General features: G+C 35.4%; 22 protein-coding genes. 13 read left to right on the top strand and 9 right to left on the bottom strand.

Annotated elements, in window-relative coordinates; all coding sequences use genetic code 11:
* Positions 1-18 precede the first annotated feature (18 nt).
* The 5 genes from GXW81_RS02580 to GXW81_RS02560 all read left to right on the top strand — a co-directional run bounded on the left by GXW81_RS02580 (position 19) and on the right by GXW81_RS02560 (position 5,904).
* The gene (locus GXW81_RS02580; RefSeq protein ID WP_161531067.1) at positions 19-2,145 is read left to right on the top strand and encodes a peptidylprolyl isomerase; all 2,127 of its coding nucleotides are present in this window, start codon (positions 19-21) and stop codon (positions 2,143-2,145) included.
* 104 nt (positions 2,146-2,249) lie between these two features.
* Positions 2,250-3,188 carry an MlaD family protein gene (locus tag GXW81_RS02575; protein WP_004917170.1) on the top strand — a complete coding sequence of 313 codons (939 nt, stop codon included), beginning with the start codon at positions 2,250-2,252 and terminating at the stop codon, positions 3,186-3,188.
* 18 nt (positions 3,189-3,206) lie between these two features.
* A complete protein-coding gene (locus GXW81_RS02570) occupies positions 3,207-4,544 on the top strand; it encodes a (Fe-S)-binding protein (protein ID WP_161531066.1) in 1,338 nt (445 codons plus the stop codon).
* Positions 4,545-4,598: 54 nt separating this feature from the next.
* Entirely contained in the window at positions 4,599-5,384 is a 786-nt protein-coding gene (locus GXW81_RS02565) for a (Fe-S)-binding protein (protein WP_161531065.1), read from the top strand.
* Positions 5,385-5,409: 25 nt separating this feature from the next.
* Entirely contained in the window at positions 5,410-5,904 is a 495-nt protein-coding gene (locus tag GXW81_RS02560; RefSeq protein ID WP_161531064.1) for a hypothetical protein, read from the top strand.
* Here the strand turns inward: GXW81_RS02560 and GXW81_RS02555 are convergent.
* Entirely contained in the window at positions 5,867-6,757 is an 891-nt protein-coding gene (locus GXW81_RS02555; protein ID WP_161531063.1) for a GTP cyclohydrolase, read from the bottom strand. The two genes, GXW81_RS02560 and GXW81_RS02555, sit on opposite strands and share 38 nt — an antisense overlap.
* Positions 6,726-7,223 carry a hypothetical protein gene (locus GXW81_RS02550; protein ID WP_161531062.1) on the bottom strand — a complete coding sequence of 166 codons (498 nt, stop codon included), beginning with the start codon at positions 7,221-7,223 and terminating at the stop codon, positions 6,726-6,728. Before GXW81_RS02550 ends, GXW81_RS02555 begins: the two co-directional genes overlap by 32 nt.
* Here GXW81_RS02550 and GXW81_RS02545 point away from each other — a divergent pair.
* The 8 genes from GXW81_RS02545 (at position 7,190) to pyk (ending at position 14,462) form a co-directional block, all read left to right on the top strand.
* Complete coding sequence (locus GXW81_RS02545; protein ID WP_161531061.1) at positions 7,190-8,518, top strand: oligosaccharide flippase family protein; 1,329 nt, start codon at positions 7,190-7,192, stop codon at positions 8,516-8,518. The genes GXW81_RS02550 and GXW81_RS02545 overlap by 34 nt on opposite strands.
* Positions 8,519-8,753: 235 nt before the next feature.
* Positions 8,754-9,257 carry a hypothetical protein gene (locus GXW81_RS02540; RefSeq protein ID WP_052911358.1) on the top strand — a complete coding sequence of 168 codons (504 nt, stop codon included), beginning with the start codon at positions 8,754-8,756 and terminating at the stop codon, positions 9,255-9,257.
* Between the two features lie 381 nt (positions 9,258-9,638).
* A complete protein-coding gene (locus GXW81_RS02535; RefSeq protein ID WP_161531060.1) occupies positions 9,639-10,154 on the top strand; it encodes a hypothetical protein in 516 nt (171 codons plus the stop codon).
* A gap of 154 nt (positions 10,155-10,308) precedes the next feature.
* Entirely contained in the window at positions 10,309-10,548 is a 240-nt protein-coding gene (locus GXW81_RS02530) for an acyl carrier protein (protein WP_004917181.1), read from the top strand.
* Between the two features lie 27 nt (positions 10,549-10,575).
* Entirely contained in the window at positions 10,576-11,820 is a 1,245-nt protein-coding gene (gene fabF, locus GXW81_RS02525; protein WP_161531059.1) for a beta-ketoacyl-ACP synthase II, read from the top strand.
* Positions 11,821-11,823: 3 nt separating this feature from the next.
* A complete protein-coding gene (gene rnc / locus GXW81_RS02520; protein ID WP_161531058.1) occupies positions 11,824-12,567 on the top strand; it encodes a ribonuclease III in 744 nt (247 codons plus the stop codon).
* On the top strand, positions 12,554-13,024 hold the full coding sequence (locus GXW81_RS02515; protein WP_161531057.1) for an IPExxxVDY family protein: 471 nt from the start codon (positions 12,554-12,556) through the stop codon (positions 13,022-13,024). Before rnc ends, GXW81_RS02515 begins: the two co-directional genes overlap by 14 nt.
* The gene (gene pyk / locus GXW81_RS02510) at positions 13,017-14,462 is read left to right on the top strand and encodes a pyruvate kinase (protein WP_161531056.1); all 1,446 of its coding nucleotides are present in this window, start codon (positions 13,017-13,019) and stop codon (positions 14,460-14,462) included. The genes GXW81_RS02515 and pyk overlap by 8 nt, the downstream gene beginning before the upstream one ends.
* 84 nt (positions 14,463-14,546) lie before the next feature.
* Here pyk and GXW81_RS02505 read toward each other — a convergent pair whose 3' ends face one another.
* The 7 genes from GXW81_RS02505 to GXW81_RS02470 all read right to left on the bottom strand — a co-directional run bounded on the left by GXW81_RS02505 (position 14,547) and on the right by GXW81_RS02470 (position 21,601).
* Positions 14,547-15,830, bottom strand: coding sequence for an NAD-dependent succinate-semialdehyde dehydrogenase (locus GXW81_RS02505; protein WP_161531055.1), 1,284 nt, complete (start codon positions 15,828-15,830; stop codon positions 14,547-14,549).
* Positions 15,831-16,747: 917 nt separating this feature from the next.
* Positions 16,748-17,089, bottom strand: a complete 342-nt coding sequence (locus GXW81_RS02495) for a hypothetical protein (protein ID WP_161531054.1) — start codon at positions 17,087-17,089, stop codon at positions 16,748-16,750.
* A 118-nt stretch (positions 17,090-17,207) separates the two neighbouring features.
* Complete coding sequence (locus GXW81_RS02490; protein WP_161531053.1) at positions 17,208-17,585, bottom strand: Imm40 family immunity protein; 378 nt, start codon at positions 17,583-17,585, stop codon at positions 17,208-17,210.
* A gap of 3 nt (positions 17,586-17,588) precedes the next feature.
* A complete protein-coding gene (locus GXW81_RS02485) occupies positions 17,589-17,915 on the bottom strand; it encodes a hypothetical protein (RefSeq protein WP_161531052.1) in 327 nt (108 codons plus the stop codon).
* Between the two features lie 65 nt (positions 17,916-17,980).
* Entirely contained in the window at positions 17,981-18,451 is a 471-nt protein-coding gene (locus GXW81_RS02480; protein WP_161531051.1) for a hypothetical protein, read from the bottom strand.
* Positions 18,452-18,546: 95 nt separating this feature from the next.
* A complete protein-coding gene (locus GXW81_RS02475; RefSeq protein WP_161531050.1) occupies positions 18,547-19,305 on the bottom strand; it encodes an alpha/beta fold hydrolase in 759 nt (252 codons plus the stop codon).
* 223 nt (positions 19,306-19,528) lie between these two features.
* Positions 19,529-21,601: a thioredoxin family protein gene (locus GXW81_RS02470; RefSeq protein ID WP_161531049.1), complete on the bottom strand. Its 2,073-nt coding sequence runs from the start codon at positions 21,599-21,601 to the stop codon at positions 19,529-19,531.
* Between the last annotated feature and the right edge of the window lies 1 nt (position 21,602).

Genomic DNA, 21,602 nt, shown 5'->3' with positions numbered 1-21,602 from the left:
AAAAACTAAATATTAGAAATGGCAGTTTTAGGAGAAATTAGAAAAAGACCTTGGATATTGATAGGTTTTATTGCTATTGCACTACTAGCATTTTTGGTAAATCCAGATAGTTTAGATAAGGTTTTTGGTAAAGATCCTAACATTCTTGGTAAAGTAAATGGTGAGGAAATTACTAGGGACGAGTATAATGAGCAACTTATGCTAATGCGTAATCAAGCGGAAAGCCAAGGTCAACCTTTGGTAGGATTGGAGGAGCAGGCTTGGCAGACTTTGGTACAGTCTAAACTTATCAAGCAACAGTTTGAGAAAATGGGATTAGAACTTACTGAAGATTTCTTTTGGAATCAGCTACAGTACGATCCTATGTTTTCACAAAATCCTCAAAATTTTGATGCTAAAGGAAACTTTAAGCTAACCGAAATTAAAAAGGAAATAGAAGGGCTTAGAGAAAGTGGTAGAGTACAGGAGTATAATCAGTGGCTTAATATCAGAAAAACAATAGAGTACAGAATGATGGCTCGTCAGCTTTTTGCTAACGTAACTAATGGTATTACGGTAGGCAAAAAAGAAGCTGAGCTTATCATGAAAAATAGAGATCAGGTGGCGGATATAGATTTTGTGAAGATAGATTACAATACATTTGCACAAAAGAATCCTGTAAAAGTAACTTCTGAAGATTTAGCTAATTTTATCAAGAAGCACCCTGTTGCTTTTAAAGCAGAAGCAAGCAGAAATTTAGGAGTAGTTTTGTTTCCTGCCAAACCTAGTGCGATGGATGATAGCTTGACACTAAAAGAGTTAAAAAAACTTTATAACGGCGAGGGAGAGAACTTCTTGAACTCTCCTAGTGATTCTATGTTTGTAGAGATAAATTCAGAAGCTCCTGTTAAATATGGCTTTGTGTCAGAGCAAGAAGTTCCACAAGAAGCACAGGCTTTTGTGAAGACAGCTACTGTAGGTCAAGTTTACGGTCCATATAAATCAGGAGGTAAATACTATGTGACTAAATTAGCAGGTAAAAGTGAGGCAACTTTACCTAAGCATATTCTGATTGCTTTTGCAGGTACAGATGTGGCTAAGCAAGATCCTTCAATAAAAAGAACTAAAGAGGAAGCTAAAAAATTAGCGGATAGCATAGCTGCTCAAGTGAAGGCTGATCCTGCTAAATTTGCTCAGTTTGTGTCATTGTCAGCTGATAAAGGGTCTGCACAACAAGGGGGAATGTTACAATGGGTTCTTCCTGGTAAGAGTGGTTTTGTAAAGCCTTTTGCAGATTGGGTAGAGTCTAATCCTAAAGGTGCAGTAGGTGTTGTGGAGACTCAATTTGGATACCATGTTATGGTAAATGAAAATAAGATGCCTGTTTATAAAATAGCTAACTTAGCTAAAGATATAAGAGCTTCTAAAGAAACACAGAATAAAGTTTACGCACAGGCAAATACTTTTATACAGCAGATTCAGGGTAAATCGTTTAATGAGTTTGCTAATTTAGCTAAGAAAAGCAACTATCAGTTTGCTAATCCTAAAATGGTAGGTCGTTTTCAGGGGCAAATACAAGGTTTAGGAACAGATAAAGACGAAGAAGTTTTAGCTTGGGCATTCAATAAAGATACGGGTAAGGGAGATACAAACATATTTACTACAAGTAACGGGGATTATGTTGTAGCTTATCTTAATGGAAAACAAGAGGCAGGCTTGGCTGACCCAGAGTCTGTGAGAGAGCAGATAGAGCCAATAGTAAGAAATCAGTTATTGGCTAAGAAAATCGTTGAAAAATTAAATGCTTCTAAGTCTTCATCATTAGATCAAATAGCTAAACAGTTTGGAGCGGTTAAAGAGAGCGGACAGATAAATATGCTAACTCCTAGTTTAGGTATGGCAATGGAACCTAAGGTAGCGGGTGCGGCTTTTGGTGTAGCTCCTAATAAAGTTTCTAAACCAATAGAAGGAAATACTGGTGTTTATGTTGTGGTTAAGAAAAAGGTGTCAGAGAACAAACAGCCAGGAGATGCTAAGCAGTTTGTACAAATGTTAGAGCAACAGAATGCACAAATGTTTACACAAAGCTTACTGAAGAGTCTTCAGGATAATGCAGATATAAAAGATTATAGAATTGAAGTTTATAATAAAACTCAAGAGCAATAATTTAGATTTAATATAAATATGATTAAAAAGCGACTTTATAGTCGCTTTTTTGATGTTGAAAATTAAAAATCTTATCTTTGCTTAGTTGAACCTAATGTAATAAAATGAAGTTTTCTAAAGAATTAAAAGCGGGGCTTATTGCAATATTGGCTATTGTAGGGTTTGTACTTCTTTATCAATTTATGAAAGGGAGAAATATATTCTCTATGGACAATGTCTATTATGTAAAGTATGATAATGTGCAAGGACTTTCGGCGTCTAATGCAGTTTCTATAAACGGGCTAAAAGTAGGTCAAGTAGAGGAAATTAAGCCAGTAAAAGCAGCCAATGGTCATATTTATTTTGTAGTTAAGATTACTGTAGATAATAAGTTTGGATTTGCTAAAAAATCTACGGTTGAGATATTTGAACCAGGATTGATGTCTGGTAAAGAAGTTAAAATTAATCTTATTTATGACGGTGAGCAAGCCAAAAATGGAGATACTTTAATGGGGGCACTCCAGCAATCAGTGTTTAATAGTCTTTCTTCTGAAGTTAAGCCTGTTAAAGACCAGTTATCTCATGTTTTAACTAACTTAGACTCTACTCTCGCAAGTACTAATAAAATAATGGACGAGCAAAACCGAAGAGAAATCAAGCAACTTTTACAAAGTCTTAATCATACGGTAGAGTCGTTCAGACAGACTTCTCTTCAGACTAACCAAATGCTTTCTAACACAGACCCTAAAATACAAAAGATGCTAGATAATGCTAACTTGGCAACCGTGAGTGCAAAGACAACATTAGACAAGTATGGTAATGTGGCAGAGAAGCTAGACATCAATAAACTAAATGATGCTGTTGCTAAACTAAGTTTGACGTCTGATAAATTAAATACACTAATCTCTGGAATTCAAAACGGAGAGGGCTCTTTAGGAAAGATAGCTAAAGATGAGCAGCTTTACAATAATCTTAATCAGACCTCAAAAAATCTTAATGGGTTAATAGAGGATATTAAAAATAATCCTAAACGCTACATTAACATCTCTGTGTTTGGGAAGTAGAATATAAAAACAGTTACAATGCAGTACATAGATAACATATTGTTCCTTATTTGTTTGGTGGTAGGCTTTGGTCTATTTATTAAGAGTTTAAAAGAGATTTATCGCAATATCAAACTCGGTAAGGCTATTGATAGAACTGATAATAAGCCTGAAAGGTGGCGTACTATGGCGAATATAGCCTTAGGGCAAAGTAAGATGGGAGCGAGACCTGTGGCTGGGTTTTTACATGTTTTGGTATATGTTGGCTTTTTAGTCATCAATATGGAAATGTTAGAAATTATAGTTGATGGACTTTTCGGTACACACAGGTTTCTAGCTAGTGTGATGGGAGAAACGCTATATGCTCTGTTTACTGGCACTTTAGAAATTATGGCATTGCTAGTTCTTGTTGCAGTGGTTATATTTTTTATAAGAAGGAATGTGCTGTCTGTAAAGCGTTTCAATATGAAAGAAATGTTTGGCTGGCCTAAGAATGATGCTAACTGGATTTTGGTAATTGAGTTTGTACTTATGATGGCATTTCTTAAAATGAATGCAGCAGACTCTATCTTACAGGCTCGAGGCGTAGAAGGTTATCATCATTTAGGAGCGTTCCCAGTGAGCGGAACATTTTTAGTACCTATTATGGAGGTGTTTCGTTTTGATAGTTCTTTTCTTATTTTCGTTGAAAGAAGTGCTTGGTGGGTACATATATTAGGGATTTTATTCTTTATGAATTACCTTTACTATTCCAAGCATTTGCACATTATTTTTGCATTTCCTAATACTTGGTTTGCCAATCTTAAACCTAAGGGAGCATTTAATAATTTGGATTCTGTTACGAAAGAAATTAAGCTAATGATGGATCCTAATGCAGACCCTTATGCAGCTTCGCCAGATGGGGCTGAACCACCAGCGAAGTTTGGAGCAGAGGATATTTTTGATTTAAACCAAGTACAGTTGCTAAATGCTTATACCTGTACCGAGTGTGGAAGGTGTACTGCGGTTTGTCCTGCTAATTTAACAGGAAAAAAATTATCTCCTAGAAAAATAATGATGTCTACAAGAGATCGTTTGGAAGAAGTAGGACAAAACATCAACAAGAATGGAAAGTTTGTAGATGATGGCAAAAAACTACTAGACGACTATATTACTCGTGAAGAACTTTGGGCGTGTACCTCTTGTAATGCTTGTGTGGAGGCTTGTCCTGTACTCATAGACCCATTGTCTATTATTTTTGAGATGAGAAGATTTTTGGTAATGGAGCAGTCAGCGGCACCACAAGAGCTTAACTTGATGATGACCAATGTGGAGAACAACGCCGCACCTTGGCAGTACAATCAGGCAGATAGACTTAATTGGGCTAATGAGGACTAATAGTTCTATCGTCAAGAAACAAAGTAAAATAGTTTTAATTTAGATTACAAATAAATGGAATTCAAAATAAAAACAATGGCAGAATACGCTGCCGAAGGTAAAGCTCCCGAAGTTTTGTTTTGGGTAGGTTGTGCAGGAAGTTTTGATGATAGAGCTAAAAAAATTACCAAAGCCTTTTGTAAAATCCTCCACAAAATAGGGGTAGAGTTTGCGGTGTTAGGGCAAGAGGAAAGTTGTACGGGAGACCCAGCTAAGAGAGCGGGGAACGAGTTTGTTTTTCAAATGATGGCTCTTACCAATATAGAAATCCTTAATGCTTATGAAGTAAAGAAAATAGTAACGGCTTGTCCGCATTGTTTTAATACATTAAAGAATGAGTATCCTAGCCTTGGCGGGAGCTATCAAGTGTTGCATCATACACAGTTCTTAAAGCAACTTATGGAGGAGGGAAGACTGAAGATAGAAGGCGGTAAGTTTGAAGGTAAGAAAATCACTTTCCACGACCCTTGTTACCTCGGTAGAGCCAATAACGAGTATGAAGCACCTAGAGAACTACTCAAAAAATTAGATGCAGAGCTGGTTGAAATGAAGCGTTGCAAACAAAACGGATTGTGTTGCGGAGCAGGAGGAGCACAGATGTTTAAAGAACCAGAAAAAGGAAACAAAGACATAAACATAGAAAGAACAGAAGAGGCTTTAGCAAAAACACCTAATGTTATTGCAACAGGTTGTCCTTTCTGTAATACGATGATGACGGACGGTGTGAAGCATTTTAATAAAAACACAGAAGTAGAAGTTAAAGATATTGTAGAGCTTTTGGCAGAAGCAGAGGATTTATAGTTGAGTTATCTTATAAACTTGTTATATGAAAATAGAAGAGTCTAATATAGTAGAAACCAACGATTATAGAGTGCTTATTTATCCAGCCTCTAGACCTTTTTTACCTAAAGAAAGTAAAGAAATTACAGAAAAACTTTTTGACTTTCTTTCCGTTTGGGCAGCACATGGTAAGCCTCTTTCATCATCTTTTAAGATTGAAAAAAATCAATTTATCATCATTAGTATAGATGAGGAACAAGAGGTGGCTTCGGGGTGTTCAATAGATGCTCTTAATGGTGTGATGAGAGAGATAGATACTACTTATCAACTAGGACTATTTGACCGAATGAAGGCCTGTTTCGTGGAAAATGGCGAAGTGAAAACCATGAAATTACAAGAGTTCCGCTCGGCGTTAAAAGAGGGCAAACTCTCTCAAGAGATAGAAGTATTTGATTTTTCTAAATCTACCTACGTGGCTTTTTTATCGGATTTTCTTTTGCCGCTTAAGAGAAGTTGGGCAGGTATTTATGTAGAGTCTTAGTGAATTGAGAAAAGCTACTCCACTGCGATTTTGAAATAAAGAGTAACCCTAAAACCCATATTTCCACAAAAAGCGTATCGCTGAAAAAGTACAAAAATAAATGAAGTCCTACGATGCCCCAACCTAAAAAGGCATCGTATTTTTTTGTAAAAAATCCAATAAAATAAAGACCCTCAAATAAGAATACAAGTTTATCCCCAATGTTGAGAATCCAAGAGTGTTCAATACAGAAAAGATAGAATTTACTTAAAATACTATCAGGATTGGTAAAGATATACCAAGAGAAGTTGTCTTTGAAAGACATTTCTCCAAATCGAGGCATAAACATAGCTCTATGTATAAACTTCCAGAGGAAAGCAGAAAAGTAAATCCAACAAGCATAATATCTTAATCCTTCCCACATAAGATTAAAATTGATGGGAGAAATAACAAAAAATATAAAGCCTATAATGATAAACCCTTTAAGATAGCTAGAGAGAAACCCCATATTTGAATTAAAGCCAATGGCATAAATCAAGAAAAAGATATAGAATAAAATAGGGATAGCTTTTTTATTTGGGAATATGAAACTTAGTATCCAAAATATAAATAGTAGAACAGTAAATACAATGCTATAAATAGGGTGTGTAAAGACAAAATAATTGATGCCGAAATAATTATATAAACTCGTCAAAAAATCGCCTCCTGAAATTTGGAACGAAGGGTTTTCCATCTGAAAATTCAATGCAGAAGAGTAACTTCTGAATAAGAACGACAAACCAAAGCATAAAAGTACACTTCTTTTAATTAAAGACTGATAATTGGCTAAATCTCTAATGGAACTATTGTCTTTGCGTAAATATTTTTTCAACATTTTTTACAGAGTATTTATTGTGTTCGTCGTAGTTTACAGTTACTTTATACAGAGTGATGTGGCCTAACTTCCTGCCTTCCACTTGTTGTACGTATCTAAAGAGCCATTTGGGATAATGTGTATTTAAGTAATTTTTATCAGCGGAAGGATAGACTTTTTTGTGGAATACAGTTTCTGGGTTGTCTTGACCTAAAAGTTGCTCCCAAGTTCTTGACGAATAGTAAAACACGATTCGCTTATGATGATTCCACAATTCAGGATGATTGAAAATTTTGCCGTCGCTTTTCTTTATCACAAAAAACGAAAAGTCATTCTGTATGGGGACGGGAGCGGAGTACATTGCATAGATGAAAAAAGGGGTGCTACTCGTCCTAAAGATGTGGCTTATCAAAGTGAGTACGATGAATCCTACAAAGAAATAATACATCTTTTTTGATTTTTGGTAGGCTATATTTAGGAAAGTCATCTGTAAGTTATTATTTTTACCGAAACAAAATTACAGCTATTTTGTCAGTATTAAAAGTCTTAAAATCAAATATATTTTTTCTAAAATCTTTTTTCAAGAACGACGGTTTTTGGACGGCTTCGGCAATGCTGATTTCCAAATTAGCCTTGCTCCTCGTTAATATTTATGTCGCTAGAGTATTACTAAAAGAAGATTTGGGAATGGTGTTTAAGGCTCAAAATTTTATTTCTTTTTTTATTCCTTTTATGGGGTTGGGGACTTATCAAGGATTGCTAAAATACGGCAGTCAGCTGGACCACTCAACCGATTTTAAAAACCTAGAGGCTTATTCATTGTACTACGGTTTGTTGGGGCAGTTGGTTATAAATGCGTTGGTCTTCATACTTGCGTTGGTAATGTTTGGGCAACAATTAGAAGTCTTTTTTTTGGTGTTGTGGTTCTTGGTAAGGCTTGTGGGATTATTCTTTTTGGAAGTGTATAAAGCCTCTTGTAGAGCCTCTTTCCGTAATAGAAAATTTGCTCTTTTGGAGATTGTCAGTAGTGTTGCCTTGTTGGCGTTGGCATTGGGGCTTACCCCATTGTTAGGGCTTAGGGGTTATGTCTTAGCCTTGTGTTTGTCGCCTTACTTTATCTTCTTTTTGGGGTTTAGGAAGTTCAGAAAAGTAGAACTGAAACCACTCTCGGTAAAATCACTTTGGCGATTTAACCTTTCTACCGCCGCTGCGAGCCTTATGCAAGAGTTGTTTTTGCTTACGGATATATTTATGATTGGGGTGTTGTTTAATGAGGGGGTCTTGGCGGAATACAAAACGGCTTCGCTCATACCGTTAAATTTAATTTTCTTATCACGAGTGTTCATTCATAACGATTACCCTAAACTGTGCAAACACCATCAAGATAAAGCATTTATCAAAAGGTACATTACTCAATATTTAGTCTTATTCTCGGTACTATCGGTATTGATTTTGGGACTGGGGACGACTTATGCCAATGAGATTATGAGTCTTTTTGGAACTCAATATTTAGGGCAAACTCACTTATTTAATATTTTCTTAGGAGCGGCGGTGATAGGTATGATGCTTAGGACGCCGTTTAGCAATTTGGTCTTTGCGATTGAAAAGACGAGGTTGCATCTTATCATTTCCACGCTGTCGGTAGTATTGCTCGTCCTCCTCATCTTTGCCTTACAACCCTATTTTGGGATTTTAGGGGTAGGGTACGCCCACCTATTAGCCGTCTTTTTTTCAGGAGTTCTTTATAGTGGTGTGGTTGTAAAATATCTAATGAAACGCTAAAAAGTCTTAGTTTTTGTTCAATTTATCGCTTTTTTTTATCGTTTAGTTTAATGTATAAGCGGTTTGGAGTGCTTAATATTAAAAAAAATACGGCGAGGTATTGCGTATATAAATGCAAGTATGTAAATTTGGCTCACACTCAACGATAGAAATGCAATGATTTTGACTTATTGTTGTTTTTATATTTGAGAAATAGTGTAATTCGTATATTTTTAACACCAAAAAAACAAAAGAAATGGCAATTGACAATTTAATTTCAGTAGAATTTTCGGCACAAGAACTCAAAACGATAGATGATGCCATCGGAGCGATACTCGGCGTTATCCAATCCAAGGCAATCAACCTCTCTCCAGAAGAAAGAAGACAATACGGGCGTATAGCAGACAAAAACAAGGTGCTGGTAGACAAATGCAAACTCTATATGGAGCAAGACCCTAGCACAGTGCCGCCTACCATAGACAAGGCAGAATTTGATAAAGACTATCTCGCAAGAACCCAGCTAGAAGCTCCTCTGAAGAAACTAGACCGAGTGATAGAAATGATGACAGACACCAAAACACTTTTGGATTACGACAACTACACCGCTGCAGTATCTTACTACCGTTATGTAAAATTCTTAGCCACCCAAAACCAAGCAGGGACTACCAGTATTTACAAAGATCTTAGCACCCATTATCAGACCAGAGCAGCCGCCACTAGCGGTACTACCAATACCAAAGACGAAGAAAATAAAGCCTAGATAATAGTATAATGAAGGCTAAAGGGGCAAACGAAGACCTTACAAGGCTAAAAATAGAGTTGGGAGGCTTTAATTTAGACCTTACCACCACTAGATTTACCTCTGTAAGGTCTTAACTGAACCCCGTAGGCTCTATTTTAGACCCTGCAACCTCTAAAACAGACCCTATAGGGTGTAAATTAGACCCTAAAAGGTGTAAAATAAAACCAGTGCCCTCTATCCGAAGAGCCTATGCTAGAAAGGGAAAGCTGAAAACCTAAATAGGGTAAGCGAAGACTCTTTCTAAGATAAGGACAATCATTTGTAAAGGACAAAATATCATAGTTAAAGAAAATAGGAGGGTAGGGTTTTAAAATAGATAACACGAGAAAATAGTAAACAATGAAAAAATTAACACTTTTAATAGGATTAGCCTCCACTCTTTGCTTTGGGCAAGAAGGAGGGAAAGTAGAATCCACCGCCTACAATGTGCAGATAGGATTTGTGGGAGCGTGGGTGAATACCGAAGTAGGTCTGGCAGACCAACTTGCACTACGCACCGAATTAGGAACAATGCCCAAATGGTATGTAGGCACAGGCACGGCTTGGTTTCTAGATGCATCTGTAGAACCGAGATACTACTACAATATTAAAAAAAGAGCAGAGAAAGGGCGAGATACATCGTCTAATGCAGCCAATTTCTTAACCGTAGGCATATCTTACAGACCCGAAAAGTCTTTTAGTTCAAATTATACCGATTACAGCAGTATTTCCATTGTTCCCAAATGGGGGATTAGACGTAATTTGGGCAACAACTTGCATTATGAGGTAGGAGCAGGGCTAGGCTTCCGACACGAGTTTAATAATCGTAACTATGGCGAGATAGACCTCCATCTAAGGTTGGGCTACAGTTTCTAAATCACAGCCTCTATATTCTCCATCAAGGGTATAGAGGCTTTCTATCCACCCACCTACTCTACCTAAACTACCTTAAATTTTTTCAAAAAGAATATAATTTGATATGAAATTTCATATATTTGCACCGAATAATAATTTTTAAAAACGTAATATTATGTCAGACATTGCATCAAGAGTAAAAGCGATTATCGCAGATAAGTTAGATGTGGAGGAAACAGAAGTAACTCCAGAAGCTAGTTTCACTAACGATTTAGGAGCAGATTCGCTAGATACTGTGGAGCTTATTATGGAATTTGAAAAAGAATTCAACATCCAAATCCCTGATGATCAAGCGGAGAAAATCACTACAGTAGGGCACGCTATTGCTTATGTAGAAGAAGTGGTAAATAAATAATTAGTATTTTTATCAAAAATTAAATTTATGGAATTGAAAAGAGTAGTTGTTACCGGGTTTGGTGCTATTACGCCTATTGGAAATAATGCTAAAGAATATTGGGAAAACCTTGTAAAAGGTGAGAGCGGTGCTGCTCCAATTACTCTTTTCGATGCCACTAATTTTAAAACTAAATTTGCTTGCGAGGTTAAAAACTTCAATCCATTAGACTTTTTTGATAGAAAAGAGTCAAAGAAAATGGATAGAAATACTCAGTTGGGAATTGTAGCTGCTAGAGAAGCTATAGAACACTCTGGTATAACTAGTACAGAGGTTGATAAAAACAGAGTAGGGGTTGTATGGGGATCAGGTATTGGTGGACTAGAAACTTTTGAAAAAGAGGTTTTAGACTGGGCTAAATCTGATATTCCTAGATTTAATCCGTTTTTTATTCCTAAAATGATTGCGGATATTACACCAGGGCATATTTCTATCGAATATGGTTTCCACGGACCCAACTACACTACCGTATCGGCTTGTGCGTCTTCGGCAAATGCAATCATAGACTCTAAAATGTTAATCCAACTTGGAAAGGCAGATGTTATTGTTTGTGGAGGCTCTGAAGCTGCAGTAACGGCAAGTGGCGTGGGTGGATTTAACGCTATGATGGCTCTTTCTACAAGAAATGATGACCCTAAAACAGCCTCTAGACCTTTTGATAAAGATAGAGATGGTTTCGTTCTAGGTGAAGGAGCAGGGTGTATTATTTTGGAAGAATATGAGCACGCAAGGAGAAGAGGGGCAACTATTTATGCAGAGCTTAAAGGTGGAGGTATGAGTGCAGATGCACATCATATGACAGCACCACACCCAGAAGGTTTGGGAGCTTATTTGGTAATGAAGAACTGTTTAGAAGATGCAGGAATTACTGCTGATGAGGTAGATCACATCAATATGCATGGGACATCTACGCCATTAGGAGATATTGCAGAATCTAACGCAATTTCTAGATTACTTGGTGACCACGCTTTTGATATACAAATCAATTCTACAAAGTCTATGACAGGACATTTGCTGGGAGCGGCAGGTGTTGTAGAGGCTATTGCTGCCATAGGAACTATTATTCATGATGTTGTTCCACCTACAATTAACCATTTTACAGACGATGAAAAAATAGATAGTCGTCTTGACTTTACTTTCAATAAAGCGGTAGAAAAAAAGGTTAATGTTGCAATGAGCAACACTTTTGGCTTCGGTGGACACAATGCGTGTGTGCTATTCAAGAAAGTCTAAAGAATGAAAATCGGACGCTATTTCAATAGAATTTTATCTAGACGAAAGAAGCCAAGATATACACAAAGAGAGGCTTTTATAGTAAAAGGATTAGAAAAAATATTGGGTATACAGCCTAAAGAAGTCTCTTGGTATCAGGAGGCTTTTTCTCTCAAAAGTACTTCCAGTCAGCTCAATTATGATAGGCTAGAGTTCTTAGGAGATGCTGTTCTAGGGAGTATAGTTTCCTATTATCTTTACAGGCAGTATCCACAGGAGAGCGAGGGGTTTTTAACCCAAATGAAATCTAAAATTGTTAATAGAAAGAACCTTAATCAGATAGGGGAAAAACTGAATCTGACTTCTCTAGTTTTGAAAAATGGTTCTAAGTTTGGAGCGGACTTGTCAGGTAACCTATTAGAAGCTTTGGTTGGAGCTATTTATATGGATTTTGGCTACGACAAATGTCAAAAAGTAGTGCTGTCTAAGATTCTTACCCACTCAGAAATGCTAAAACTCGAAAACAAAATTATAAGTTATAAGAGTCTGTTGTTAGAGTGGAGTCAAAAGAATAAAATTAAAATAGACTACAAAACCGAAGAGGAGCTTTTACCGAGTAAAGCAAAGATGTTTAAAACCTACATCTTCGTAGGTGGTGATAAAGTGGCTAGTGCTACGGAAACTTCTAAGAAAAAATCGGAAGAAAAAGCCGCACAAAGAGCATTTTATACATTAAACAAAAAAGAAAAAATAATTGAAAGACAATAAAATATTTCTTGATATAGAAGAAGAGGAAATCTCGATAGGATTATTAAGACTTTCTCGGAAAATACAAGATTGTGAGTTGTTTTTCAATATCAACCTCCTGAATAGCTTTAATTTTAGCAGAGAAAAAGATTTTATTTTAAAAAAAGGAGGACGCTTGTATCTGTTTGTACAGTATCAAACTTATGATGAAGTTACTAAATGTACATACAGCTTTATAGCGAATAAATTTTATGATACCAAATTAGAGGACGGAACTCATTATGATTTGTTTTCAAATCTAGTGGAAGAGACTTATTTGTTGCCAGAATATAGAGATGTAGATTATATTCTGTTAACAAAGGAGTTTTTATCCGATTTTTCTGTAATTTTGTTGCCTGATAACTTGGTGTTTCCTATACAGGAAATGTTATTAAGTCCAGAGCAAGAACTCTATCAAACCATTCAGTACTATGAATAAGAAATTAAAGAAAACAAAAATAATAGCAACATTAGGACCTGCATCATCTTCTAAAGAAACGATGTTAGAGCTAGTTAAGGCAGGTGTAGATGTTTTTAGAATAAATTTTTCTCACGCAGATTATGATTTGGTGAGAAGAAATGTGGAGCTGATAAGAGAGATTAATCAAGAATATGGTTATTCGGTTTCGATATTAGGAGATTTACAAGGTCCTAAACTAAGAGTAGGAGTTGTAAAAGAAGGCTCATATCTTAATCCTGGGGATATTCTTACTTTTACTAACGAAAATGTAGAAGGAGATTCAACTAGGGTATATATGACCTACCAGCAGTTTCCACAAGATGTAAAAGTAGGGGAAAGAATTTTAATAGATGATGGTAAACTGGTGTTAGAGGTTATCGAGACTAACTTAAAAGACACCGTTCGTGCTAAAACGATTCAAGGAGGACCATTAAGTTCTAAAAAAGGAGTTAACCTTCCTAATACCAATGTATCGCTTCCAGCCCTTACAGAGAAGGATATTAAAGATGCTAATTTTATTTTAGACTTAGAACTAGATTGGATTGCATTGTCGTTTGTTCGTCATGCACAGGACATAAAAGATTTAAAGGAGCTTATTAAGAATCACCCAACAAATAACTTTAAGACACCTATTATTGCTAAAATAGAGAAGCCTGAAGGGGTAAAAAATATAGATGAAATTCTCATGGAGTGTGATGGGATTATGGTGGCTCGTGGAGATTTAGGAGTAGAGGTGCCTATGGAGGAAGTTCCTGTAATTCAAAAGACTCTAGTTAAAAAAGCCAGAGCCTACGCTAAGCCTGTAATTATTGCTACTCAAATGATGGAGACTATGATTACGAGTCTTACGCCTACTAGAGCGGAGGTAAATGATGTTGCAAACTCGGTGTTAGACGGTGCTGATGCGGTGATGTTGTCTGGAGAAACTTCCGTAGGGCGTTATCCAGTGGATGTAGTGAAGAATATGTCTAAAATAATAAAGAGTATAGAAACGACTAACTACTACTACGACAGAAATAGTATTTTAGATAATCAGATAAGTTGTTTAGATGAAAGATTTATCACAGATAAGATTTGTTTATCAGCAGTTAATATAGCTAAGAGTTCAGGGGCAGAGGCTATTATTACGCTTACCCATTCTGGTTATACAGCGTTCCAAATTTCTGCACATAGACCAAACTCGCATATTATCGTTTATAGTGCCAATAGGAGGGTGCTTACGATGCTTAACCTGCTTTGGGGCGTTAGAGCATTCTACTATGATATGGAGAAAACTACGGACGAAACCGTGATACAAGTTAATATGCTTACTTGCAACTACGGCTTTGTAGAAAAAGGAGATTTTGTAGTTAATCTTAATGCAATGCCTGTACACAACGGTGGAAAAACCAATACACTAAGGCTTTCTACAATATAGAAAATTATACTTTTAAAGATAAAAAAGAAACCATCAGACATAGAATCTGATGGTTTTTTATTTAGTAGATGATGAAATTTGATTTTAATTTCCTACGATGGTTTTAGGATAAGTAAACTCTTTAAGGGCTAAGGCAGATAATTCTGTTCCGTAACCTGATTTTTTAGCTCCACCGAACGGAAGTCTTGGGTCGGATTTGGTCATAGAGTTGATAGTCACAGTGCCAGAATTTAGCTTTAGAGCAAAATCAAGAGCTTTGTTTTGGTCTTTAGTCCATACGGAGTTTCCTAATCCAAATGGAATATCATTGGCTAAGTCTAGAGCTTCATCATCGGTTTGAGCTATCATTACCATACCGAGAGGTCCAAATAATTCTTCGGCTAGAATAGGATTTCCTTTTTTTACTAAGATAAGCCCTGGTTTAAATTCTTTATCAGACAATCGTTCTAAGGGAATGATAATTTCTGCACCGTTAGCAATGGCTTTTTGATATTGTTGTTCTAGTTCATCAGCGAGGTCTTTTCTTGCCATACCTGATAATATGGTGTTGGGATTTAGAGGGTCTGCAGGTTGATACTTTTGATAGGCTTTCGTAAATAATTCTAGGAAAGCATTGGCTACATTATGGTGAATGATAAACCTTTTGGCAGCGACACAAGTTTGTCCACAGTTTTGTAATCTTGCTAAAACACCTACTTCTGCTGCTTGTTCTAAATCAGCATCTTCTAGAACAATAAACGCATCGCTGCCTCCAAGTTCTAAAACTGATTTTTTGATTTCTCTTCCAGCTATGGAAGCCACACTACTTCCAGCCAAATCACTTCCTGTAAGGCTTACACCTTGTACAGCAGGGTGTTTTAGTATGGTTTCGATGTCTTGATGCTCTACTTTTAAATGTTGGAATACACCTTCAGGAAAACCTGCTTTTAGAAAAGCCTCTTCTATGGCATCTCCACTTTTAGTACAAATGGAAGCGTGTTTTACGATAACGGTATTTCCTGCTAAAATAGTAGGTACTGTAAAACGAAGTACCTGCCAAAAAGGGAAATTCCAAGGCATTACTCCTAAAATTACCCCTAGAGGTGTATGGTAAACTTGGCTAATATTAAAGTCTGTTTGGATATGTTCTGGAGCTAGTACATCAGCGTCTATATTGGCGTAGAAACGCGTCATCATTGCTGATTTTTCTACCTCCGATAAGGCTTGAGAAATGGGTTTATTCATTTCTGTGGTAATGATATTAGCATAAGTGTTTTTTTGCTCTTCTAATATATCTGCTAAGTTTTTGAATAATAGTTGTCGCTCTTGTAAAGAGCGGTTTTTCCATTGGTTAAATACAGTGTTTGCAAGGTCAATTTTATCAATCATTCTTGTTTATTTTTTTAATTGAAGCCTCCCTATTTAAGGGGAGAAAGCCACAAATTTAAGTATAAAAAGTTAGATTTATAGTTTATCCAGTTGACCTGTATAATTATTTACCTGTATGATTTAATTATTAGTAGAGAAATAAAAGAAGAAGGGTTTTTGTCTATTTTAATATTTTTAAAGTTTTCTGTAATTATTTTATCTATTTTATAATCTATTAAGGAAGACAGATTTATTTTTTCTCCATTTTTTAAATCCACCCTAATATAGTAGTAATAATCATTATATGGCAAGGCAGATACTCCAACGGAATCGCTAAAATGTTGCGATGTAGCATAAATCTTAATCTTATCAATCTCGTTTTCTGTATAAATAGTGTTATTGATGGTTAGTTTATTTTGTTCAATTCTAAGATTGCTTATAGGTGTTGTTTAGATAATTAATATGCAATACAATTACAGGCAAAAGAAAAACAATAGAATAAAAAGCAAACGTTGATAGGAACAATATTTTGAACAAATCAAATTCTGTATTTGAATACAACAAGTACAGAAGTCCAAAATAAACAATACTTATTATAATAAGCTCTCTTAATGCATAGAGTTGACTTTTTAATGTTATTTTTAAATCCATACTATATTATTTTTATTTCTGCGAATATGATTGTTGATAAAATGGTTTCATATTTAGTGATAAAAATTATAATACTTGGTTATAGGAAATCCGCTTTCTTTTAGGAGTTCCGAATAGATTAGATTATTTATCATAAATTACTTTATCAGTAGTTAAATTATTAGCTTTTATTTTGGGTTCGGTAATAAAGAGAATGCATCTATTTTCCTTTCTATTTTAATATTTGGGAAGTGTTTGTGAAAATTTTTTTCAATATCATAGTCCTTTAAACTCGTGATAATAGAGTATTATTCTCTTTGTGCCTTCCATTTTTCTTCAAACTCCTTTTTTTCTATTTTTACGGAAGCAAAATCACTAATAAAATCCTGATACACCAAGTTATTATCTGTCCAGTACCCATAGTTTTTTTTATAGGGCATTTTTAAAATGACTTTTGAGTTATTATCTAAACCAATTTCTCTAATGGGTATATCTTCTTCATCAAACTCTACTAGCCAGAATTCAACATTATATATTTTGTTATCATAATCAGGATTGGCTGATAGACCCAAATATAAAATAATTTTTTCTACAAAACTTTTCTTCTTATCATTATAATCCCAAGGGGATTTAAATTTTAAATATTTCATGCTGTAATATATTGTATTATTTGGTTTTCTTCCAATTAAAATGTCTTGGTTCTTTTGTTCTCGTTAGATAATTACCTGTAATAGCATCTCCAGTATAGGTTGACATTATACTAAAATTTTAACCTTCTGTAACAAGCACAATATATATTTTTTTGTTATGTTGATTTTCAATTTTCAACAAATTTTCAATTTCTTTTCGTGCTTTAGAAAGGCTTCTTTTGAGGTAGGTTTCATAAGTCTCGTTTTTCAATCTATCACAGTACCAATTTAGATAGATATATTCATCACCTAAAAGTTGATAGATATAGATTAGTGTTCCGTTGTTTTCTACAAGAACATCTCCTCCCAAAATGGCTTTTTTCTCTTTATCTAATAATTTTAGACTTTCTAAAGTCTCAATTATAGGTAATGCAAATTCATTGCTACCAGGATTGATATTTGACATAGGAAATCCGTTTTCTTGTAGGAGTTCCCAATAGGTTAGATTATCTTTCATAAATTACTCTATCAGTGAAAGGTCTTTTAATTTAAGGTAAATAGTCTCTTCTATTTTATCAACCTCTATTAAGTCACCATTGCTGAACTCTATTACTAATTTTAATAGTACCCATTCTCTATCTATTCCATTATCATCCTCTAGAAATAGGAAATTATATAATTCTGTAGAAAAAATTTCAGCCTTATAGGGCTTGAAAAAAAAATCTTTGTTATCATCTATATAAATATAATTAAGAACTTCTTTAAAATGAAGTGTTATTTTTTGTTTTTTTACTCTGCTTTCAATTTTTTTACACAGTTCTTCTAGTTGATCGTATTCTATGTTCATTATAAATCTATTTAGAAAATATTGATGTTATTCTATAAAATTTTAAATACAGACTTCATCAACTCTTATTTTGGTAATAAAGGGAATGCATCTATTTTCCTTTCTATTTTAATATTTGGGAAGTGTTCGTGAAATTTTTTTTCTATATTATAATCATCTACACTGGTAATTATAATGGGGGTCGAGCTATTTTTCAAATGGATTTTAAGGTAAAAAAAGTTCATACAATAAGGTAATGTATAAGCATTCTGAGAGTTTTTTATTTTATGTCCTGTTCCTACTAGTTGTACTTTTTCTATATCTGCACTATTAATTTCCTTTAAGTTAAAAGTCTTGTAGGAGCTGTGTTGTTTATAGTTGAAAAATAAAACTATTACAGGTAAAGCATATACTATAAAGCATAAAAGGAATATTCCCAAAGTAGAATAAGGATTATAACCTATATACCACCACATAAACATCAGAAATAGTATATAAAATATGGTAGCTAACCCCAGTTCTCTTAGAGAACGAATTTTTTTTAAAAAAGCAATCATTATTAAAGTATATTATTTATATATCATCCAATTTGAAACCACGGTGCTTTCAAAGCCATTAACGCTCTTTTGCATATCAGAAAACATTTTACTTTTTAGCAAATCAATTCTTTATTGATAATTTCCGCACAATCTTTAGGGAGTTCCCAATGTCCGTTGTGTCCACAATCTAGGAGATAGTGCTTTATAGAGGCTCTTTGTGGCAAAAGATTAAGCAATGCTTCGTGGTTTACAGCGGCATCGTGTCGCCCTGCCAATACCAGTACTTTGGTTTCTATCTGTTCAAGTAGATTTCGTTTATCTGTTCGTTCAATCATACCTTTTACGGCGGCTAGAGCCCCTTGTGTAGGCGTACTTAGTGCGATTTTCTTGGCTTGTTCTATTTTAGAACCTAGTTGTTCTCTCTCGTTTGGATTGAACAAAAGCGGAACGCCAGCTCCTACATAAGTAGAAAAACTTTCTTGTATAATTCTAAAACTTTTTCTTCTCAGTTCCTTTTTAGCGTCATCATCAGCTTGGAAGGTAGAGAAAAAAAGCGTGAGGCTTTTAAGTTGTGTATGCCATTTTTCCGCAAAAGCAAGACTTACATAACCGCCCATAGAATGCCCCAAAATATGAAATCTAGACAGATTGAGGTGGTCAGTTACCTTTTTCACTTCTTTCGCCATTAGTTCCATCGTATGGATATCGCTCATCACCTCCGATTTTCCGTGTCCTGGTAAATCTATTTTGATTAGGCTAAAATGCTCGGATAAATACGGCTCCAAATCGTTCCAAATACTATTGTTTTCCAAAAAACCGTGTAACAAGACCAAAGGCTCTTGTCCCTTACCAGAAATTTCGTAATTAAGCATATTCAGTAGAAAGTTATTTTTTTATAATACTAAGATAAGGGCGTATCCCTTTGCCTAGGCTATTCCCACGGCTAGGGTCGGGCTATCGCTTCTACTCCTCGGTCATTGCCGCTCCGCGGCTTCTTCCCTGCGGGGTATCCGCTCTATCCCTTACGCAATGTGGGTGTTTATATAAACAAAATCCCTTCGTTGGACTTTAAGGAAGGGATTTTGTGTTTTTTAATTACTTTTTATTTTTCTTGAACCAATTTACGCCACACTCTAAGAATTGTTTAAAATCTTCTTTTGGCATATATCCAGAGACAGGCTTATTGATGACCTTTCCGTCAGGCGTTACCAAAACATAATGCGGTTGAGAATTATTATTGAAATTCACTTGTTGGAAAAGGCTCCAGCGGTCTCCTATTGTTTTTACTTTTTTCTTCTGACCGCCACCCATATCTATTTTTATTTGTTCGTTTTCAGGAAGTTCTTCTTTATCATCTACATATAAAGACGCTAGAACAACTTCATTTTGTAAGATAGGTAAGATGTCAGGTTCAGACCACACGAACTCTTCCATTTTTCTACAGTTTTCACAACCATAGCCCGTAAAGTCTATTAGTACCGGTTTATTTACCTTTTTAGCTTGTTCCAGAGCTACGAAAAAGTCGTGTTCTGGGTGCATACCTAAGATGCCTTCTTGCTCGTTGTGTAAGTAGCTTACGTTGATAGGAGGTAAAATGCCACTTAGTAGTTGTAATTTGGGTCTGTCCGAAGGAACTAGCCCTTGAATTAGATAAATAACAAACCCAATCCCAAGTACTCCGAAAACCTTACGAGTAGTGGATATTTTGGCGTTTTTATCATCGTGCGGAAATCTTATTTTTCCAAATAGATATAATACAAGTCCTATGGTGATGATAATCCACAATACAATGAAAAGCTCTCGTTTTAATAAAAAAGTTTTAGATACAAGGTCGGCTTTAGAAAGGAATTTAAGAGCCAAAGCTAACTCTATAAAACCGAGTATTACTTTTACGGTATTCATCCAGCCACCAGATTTTGGTAAAGATTGTAACGCTTGAGGGAACAGCGCCAACGCACCGAATACAATCGCCCAAGACAGTCCAAACCCAGCTAAAGCAAAGGTAAGGAGCATTGGTACATCACTAGAGCCAGTAACGGCACTACCGAGTAAGCTGCCAAGTATAGGTCCTGTACAAGAGAATGATACAATTACTAAAGTAAGAGCCATAAAGAAAATACCAATTAGACCTCCAGCTTCTTCTGCTTTAGACGATTTGTTGGCAATCCAGCTTGGGAGTGTAATATCATAATATCCAAAGAAGCTTAACGCAAAGAATAAGAATATCCCAAAGAAGAACAAATTAAGCCAAACATTGGTAGAAATATCATTAAAGATGTTCCCAGAAATGCCGTCTATAATATGGAATGGTATGCTCAGTAAAATAAAAATTACCAAGATAAATATTCCATAAATAATAGCATCTCGTTTACCTTTAGCCTTATTGGCAGTCCCTTTGGTAAAGAATGAAACCGTGAGCGGAATCATAGGGAAAACGCAAGGCGTTAATAACGCAATAAGCCCTCCAATAAAGCCTAAAATAAGAATCCACCAGTTGCTAGAACTTTCTTCTTCTGTTGCTACGCCGCAGTCAGTAAGTGGTGTTTTAGGATTTAAAGATTCTACCTTTAGAGAATTTTCTCCTTGTAGCACTTGTGCGGACGGTGTTGTATTTTCTGCTGAGGTTAGATTTGTATTTTGGTTTACTGTATCTTTAATAGCCTCTTGTAATGGTGTTTGTTCGCTTTCTTTAGAGTTGGTTTCTGTAAGGTTGGTTTTAATTTTTTCCTCAAATTCTAAAGTGTTAGGAGCCAGGCACACACGGTCGTTACAAGTTTGATAAGTAATTTCTACACTTACATCTGCAGGTTTGGACGCATCTTTTAGTTTAAATTTCTGTTTGAATGTGGCTGTATTAGAGAAGTAAACAATCCTAGCACCAAAGGCTTCTGAAAATTCATCGTGTTTTTTACCAATCTCTACAATTTTACCCACAGGAATTATATTCGCTCCTGAAACTTTCATTTCCGTAGGGATACCACTGTCTTCAGGTAAATCTTTGGAGTAGATATGCCAGCCATTTTCTAAGGTAGCAGTAAGGACTGCCTCATACTCTTGGTTACCAAGTTCATTAACTTTTAGTTTGAATTTTACAGGGTCTTTTATCTGAGCCGAGAAGCTTACGGCTAGCATAGTCCACCATAAAAGTAATAAGTATCTTAGTTTCATA

It is taken from the genome of Riemerella anatipestifer, from assembly GCF_009932355.1.
Lineage (GTDB): Bacteria > Bacteroidota > Bacteroidia > Flavobacteriales > Weeksellaceae > Riemerella > Riemerella anatipestifer_E.
Note: the sequence above shows the minus strand (reverse complement) of the source record. Positions and strands in the feature narration are given on the sequence as shown.

Bases quoted from the DNA above. Each gene is read 5' to 3' on its own strand.
- GXW81_RS02580 (WP_161531067.1), top strand. From the start codon at position 19: ATGGCAGTTTTAGGAGAAATTAGAAAAAGACCTTGGATATTGATAGGT.
- GXW81_RS02575 (WP_004917170.1), top strand. From the start codon at position 2,250: ATGAAGTTTTCTAAAGAATTAAAAGCGGGGCTTATTGCAATATTGGCT.
- GXW81_RS02570 (WP_161531066.1), top strand. From the start codon at position 3,207: ATGCAGTACATAGATAACATATTGTTCCTTATTTGTTTGGTGGTAGGC.
- GXW81_RS02565 (WP_161531065.1), top strand. From the start codon at position 4,599: ATGGAATTCAAAATAAAAACAATGGCAGAATACGCTGCCGAAGGTAAA.
- GXW81_RS02560 (WP_161531064.1), top strand. From the start codon at position 5,410: ATGAAAATAGAAGAGTCTAATATAGTAGAAACCAACGATTATAGAGTG.
- GXW81_RS02555 (WP_161531063.1), bottom strand. From the start codon at position 6,757: ATGTTGAAAAAATATTTACGCAAAGACAATAGTTCCATTAGAGATTTA.
- GXW81_RS02550 (WP_161531062.1), bottom strand. From the start codon at position 7,223: ATGACTTTCCTAAATATAGCCTACCAAAAATCAAAAAAGATGTATTAT.
- GXW81_RS02540 (WP_052911358.1), top strand. From the start codon at position 8,754: ATGGCAATTGACAATTTAATTTCAGTAGAATTTTCGGCACAAGAACTC.
- GXW81_RS02535 (WP_161531060.1), top strand. From the start codon at position 9,639: ATGAAAAAATTAACACTTTTAATAGGATTAGCCTCCACTCTTTGCTTT.
- GXW81_RS02530 (WP_004917181.1), top strand. From the start codon at position 10,309: ATGTCAGACATTGCATCAAGAGTAAAAGCGATTATCGCAGATAAGTTA.
- fabF (WP_161531059.1), top strand. From the start codon at position 10,576: ATGGAATTGAAAAGAGTAGTTGTTACCGGGTTTGGTGCTATTACGCCT.
- rnc (WP_161531058.1), top strand. From the start codon at position 11,824: ATGAAAATCGGACGCTATTTCAATAGAATTTTATCTAGACGAAAGAAG.
- pyk (WP_161531056.1), top strand. From the start codon at position 13,017: ATGAATAAGAAATTAAAGAAAACAAAAATAATAGCAACATTAGGACCT.
- GXW81_RS02505 (WP_161531055.1), bottom strand. From the start codon at position 15,830: ATGATTGATAAAATTGACCTTGCAAACACTGTATTTAACCAATGGAAA.
- GXW81_RS02495 (WP_161531054.1), bottom strand. From the start codon at position 17,089: ATGAAATATTTAAAATTTAAATCCCCTTGGGATTATAATGATAAGAAG.
- GXW81_RS02490 (WP_161531053.1), bottom strand. From the start codon at position 17,585: ATGAAAGATAATCTAACCTATTGGGAACTCCTACAAGAAAACGGATTT.
- GXW81_RS02485 (WP_161531052.1), bottom strand. From the start codon at position 17,915: ATGAACATAGAATACGATCAACTAGAAGAACTGTGTAAAAAAATTGAA.
- GXW81_RS02480 (WP_161531051.1), bottom strand. From the start codon at position 18,451: ATGATTGCTTTTTTAAAAAAAATTCGTTCTCTAAGAGAACTGGGGTTA.
- GXW81_RS02475 (WP_161531050.1), bottom strand. From the start codon at position 19,305: ATGCTTAATTACGAAATTTCTGGTAAGGGACAAGAGCCTTTGGTCTTG.
- GXW81_RS02470 (WP_161531049.1), bottom strand. From the start codon at position 21,601: ATGAAACTAAGATACTTATTACTTTTATGGTGGACTATGCTAGCCGTA.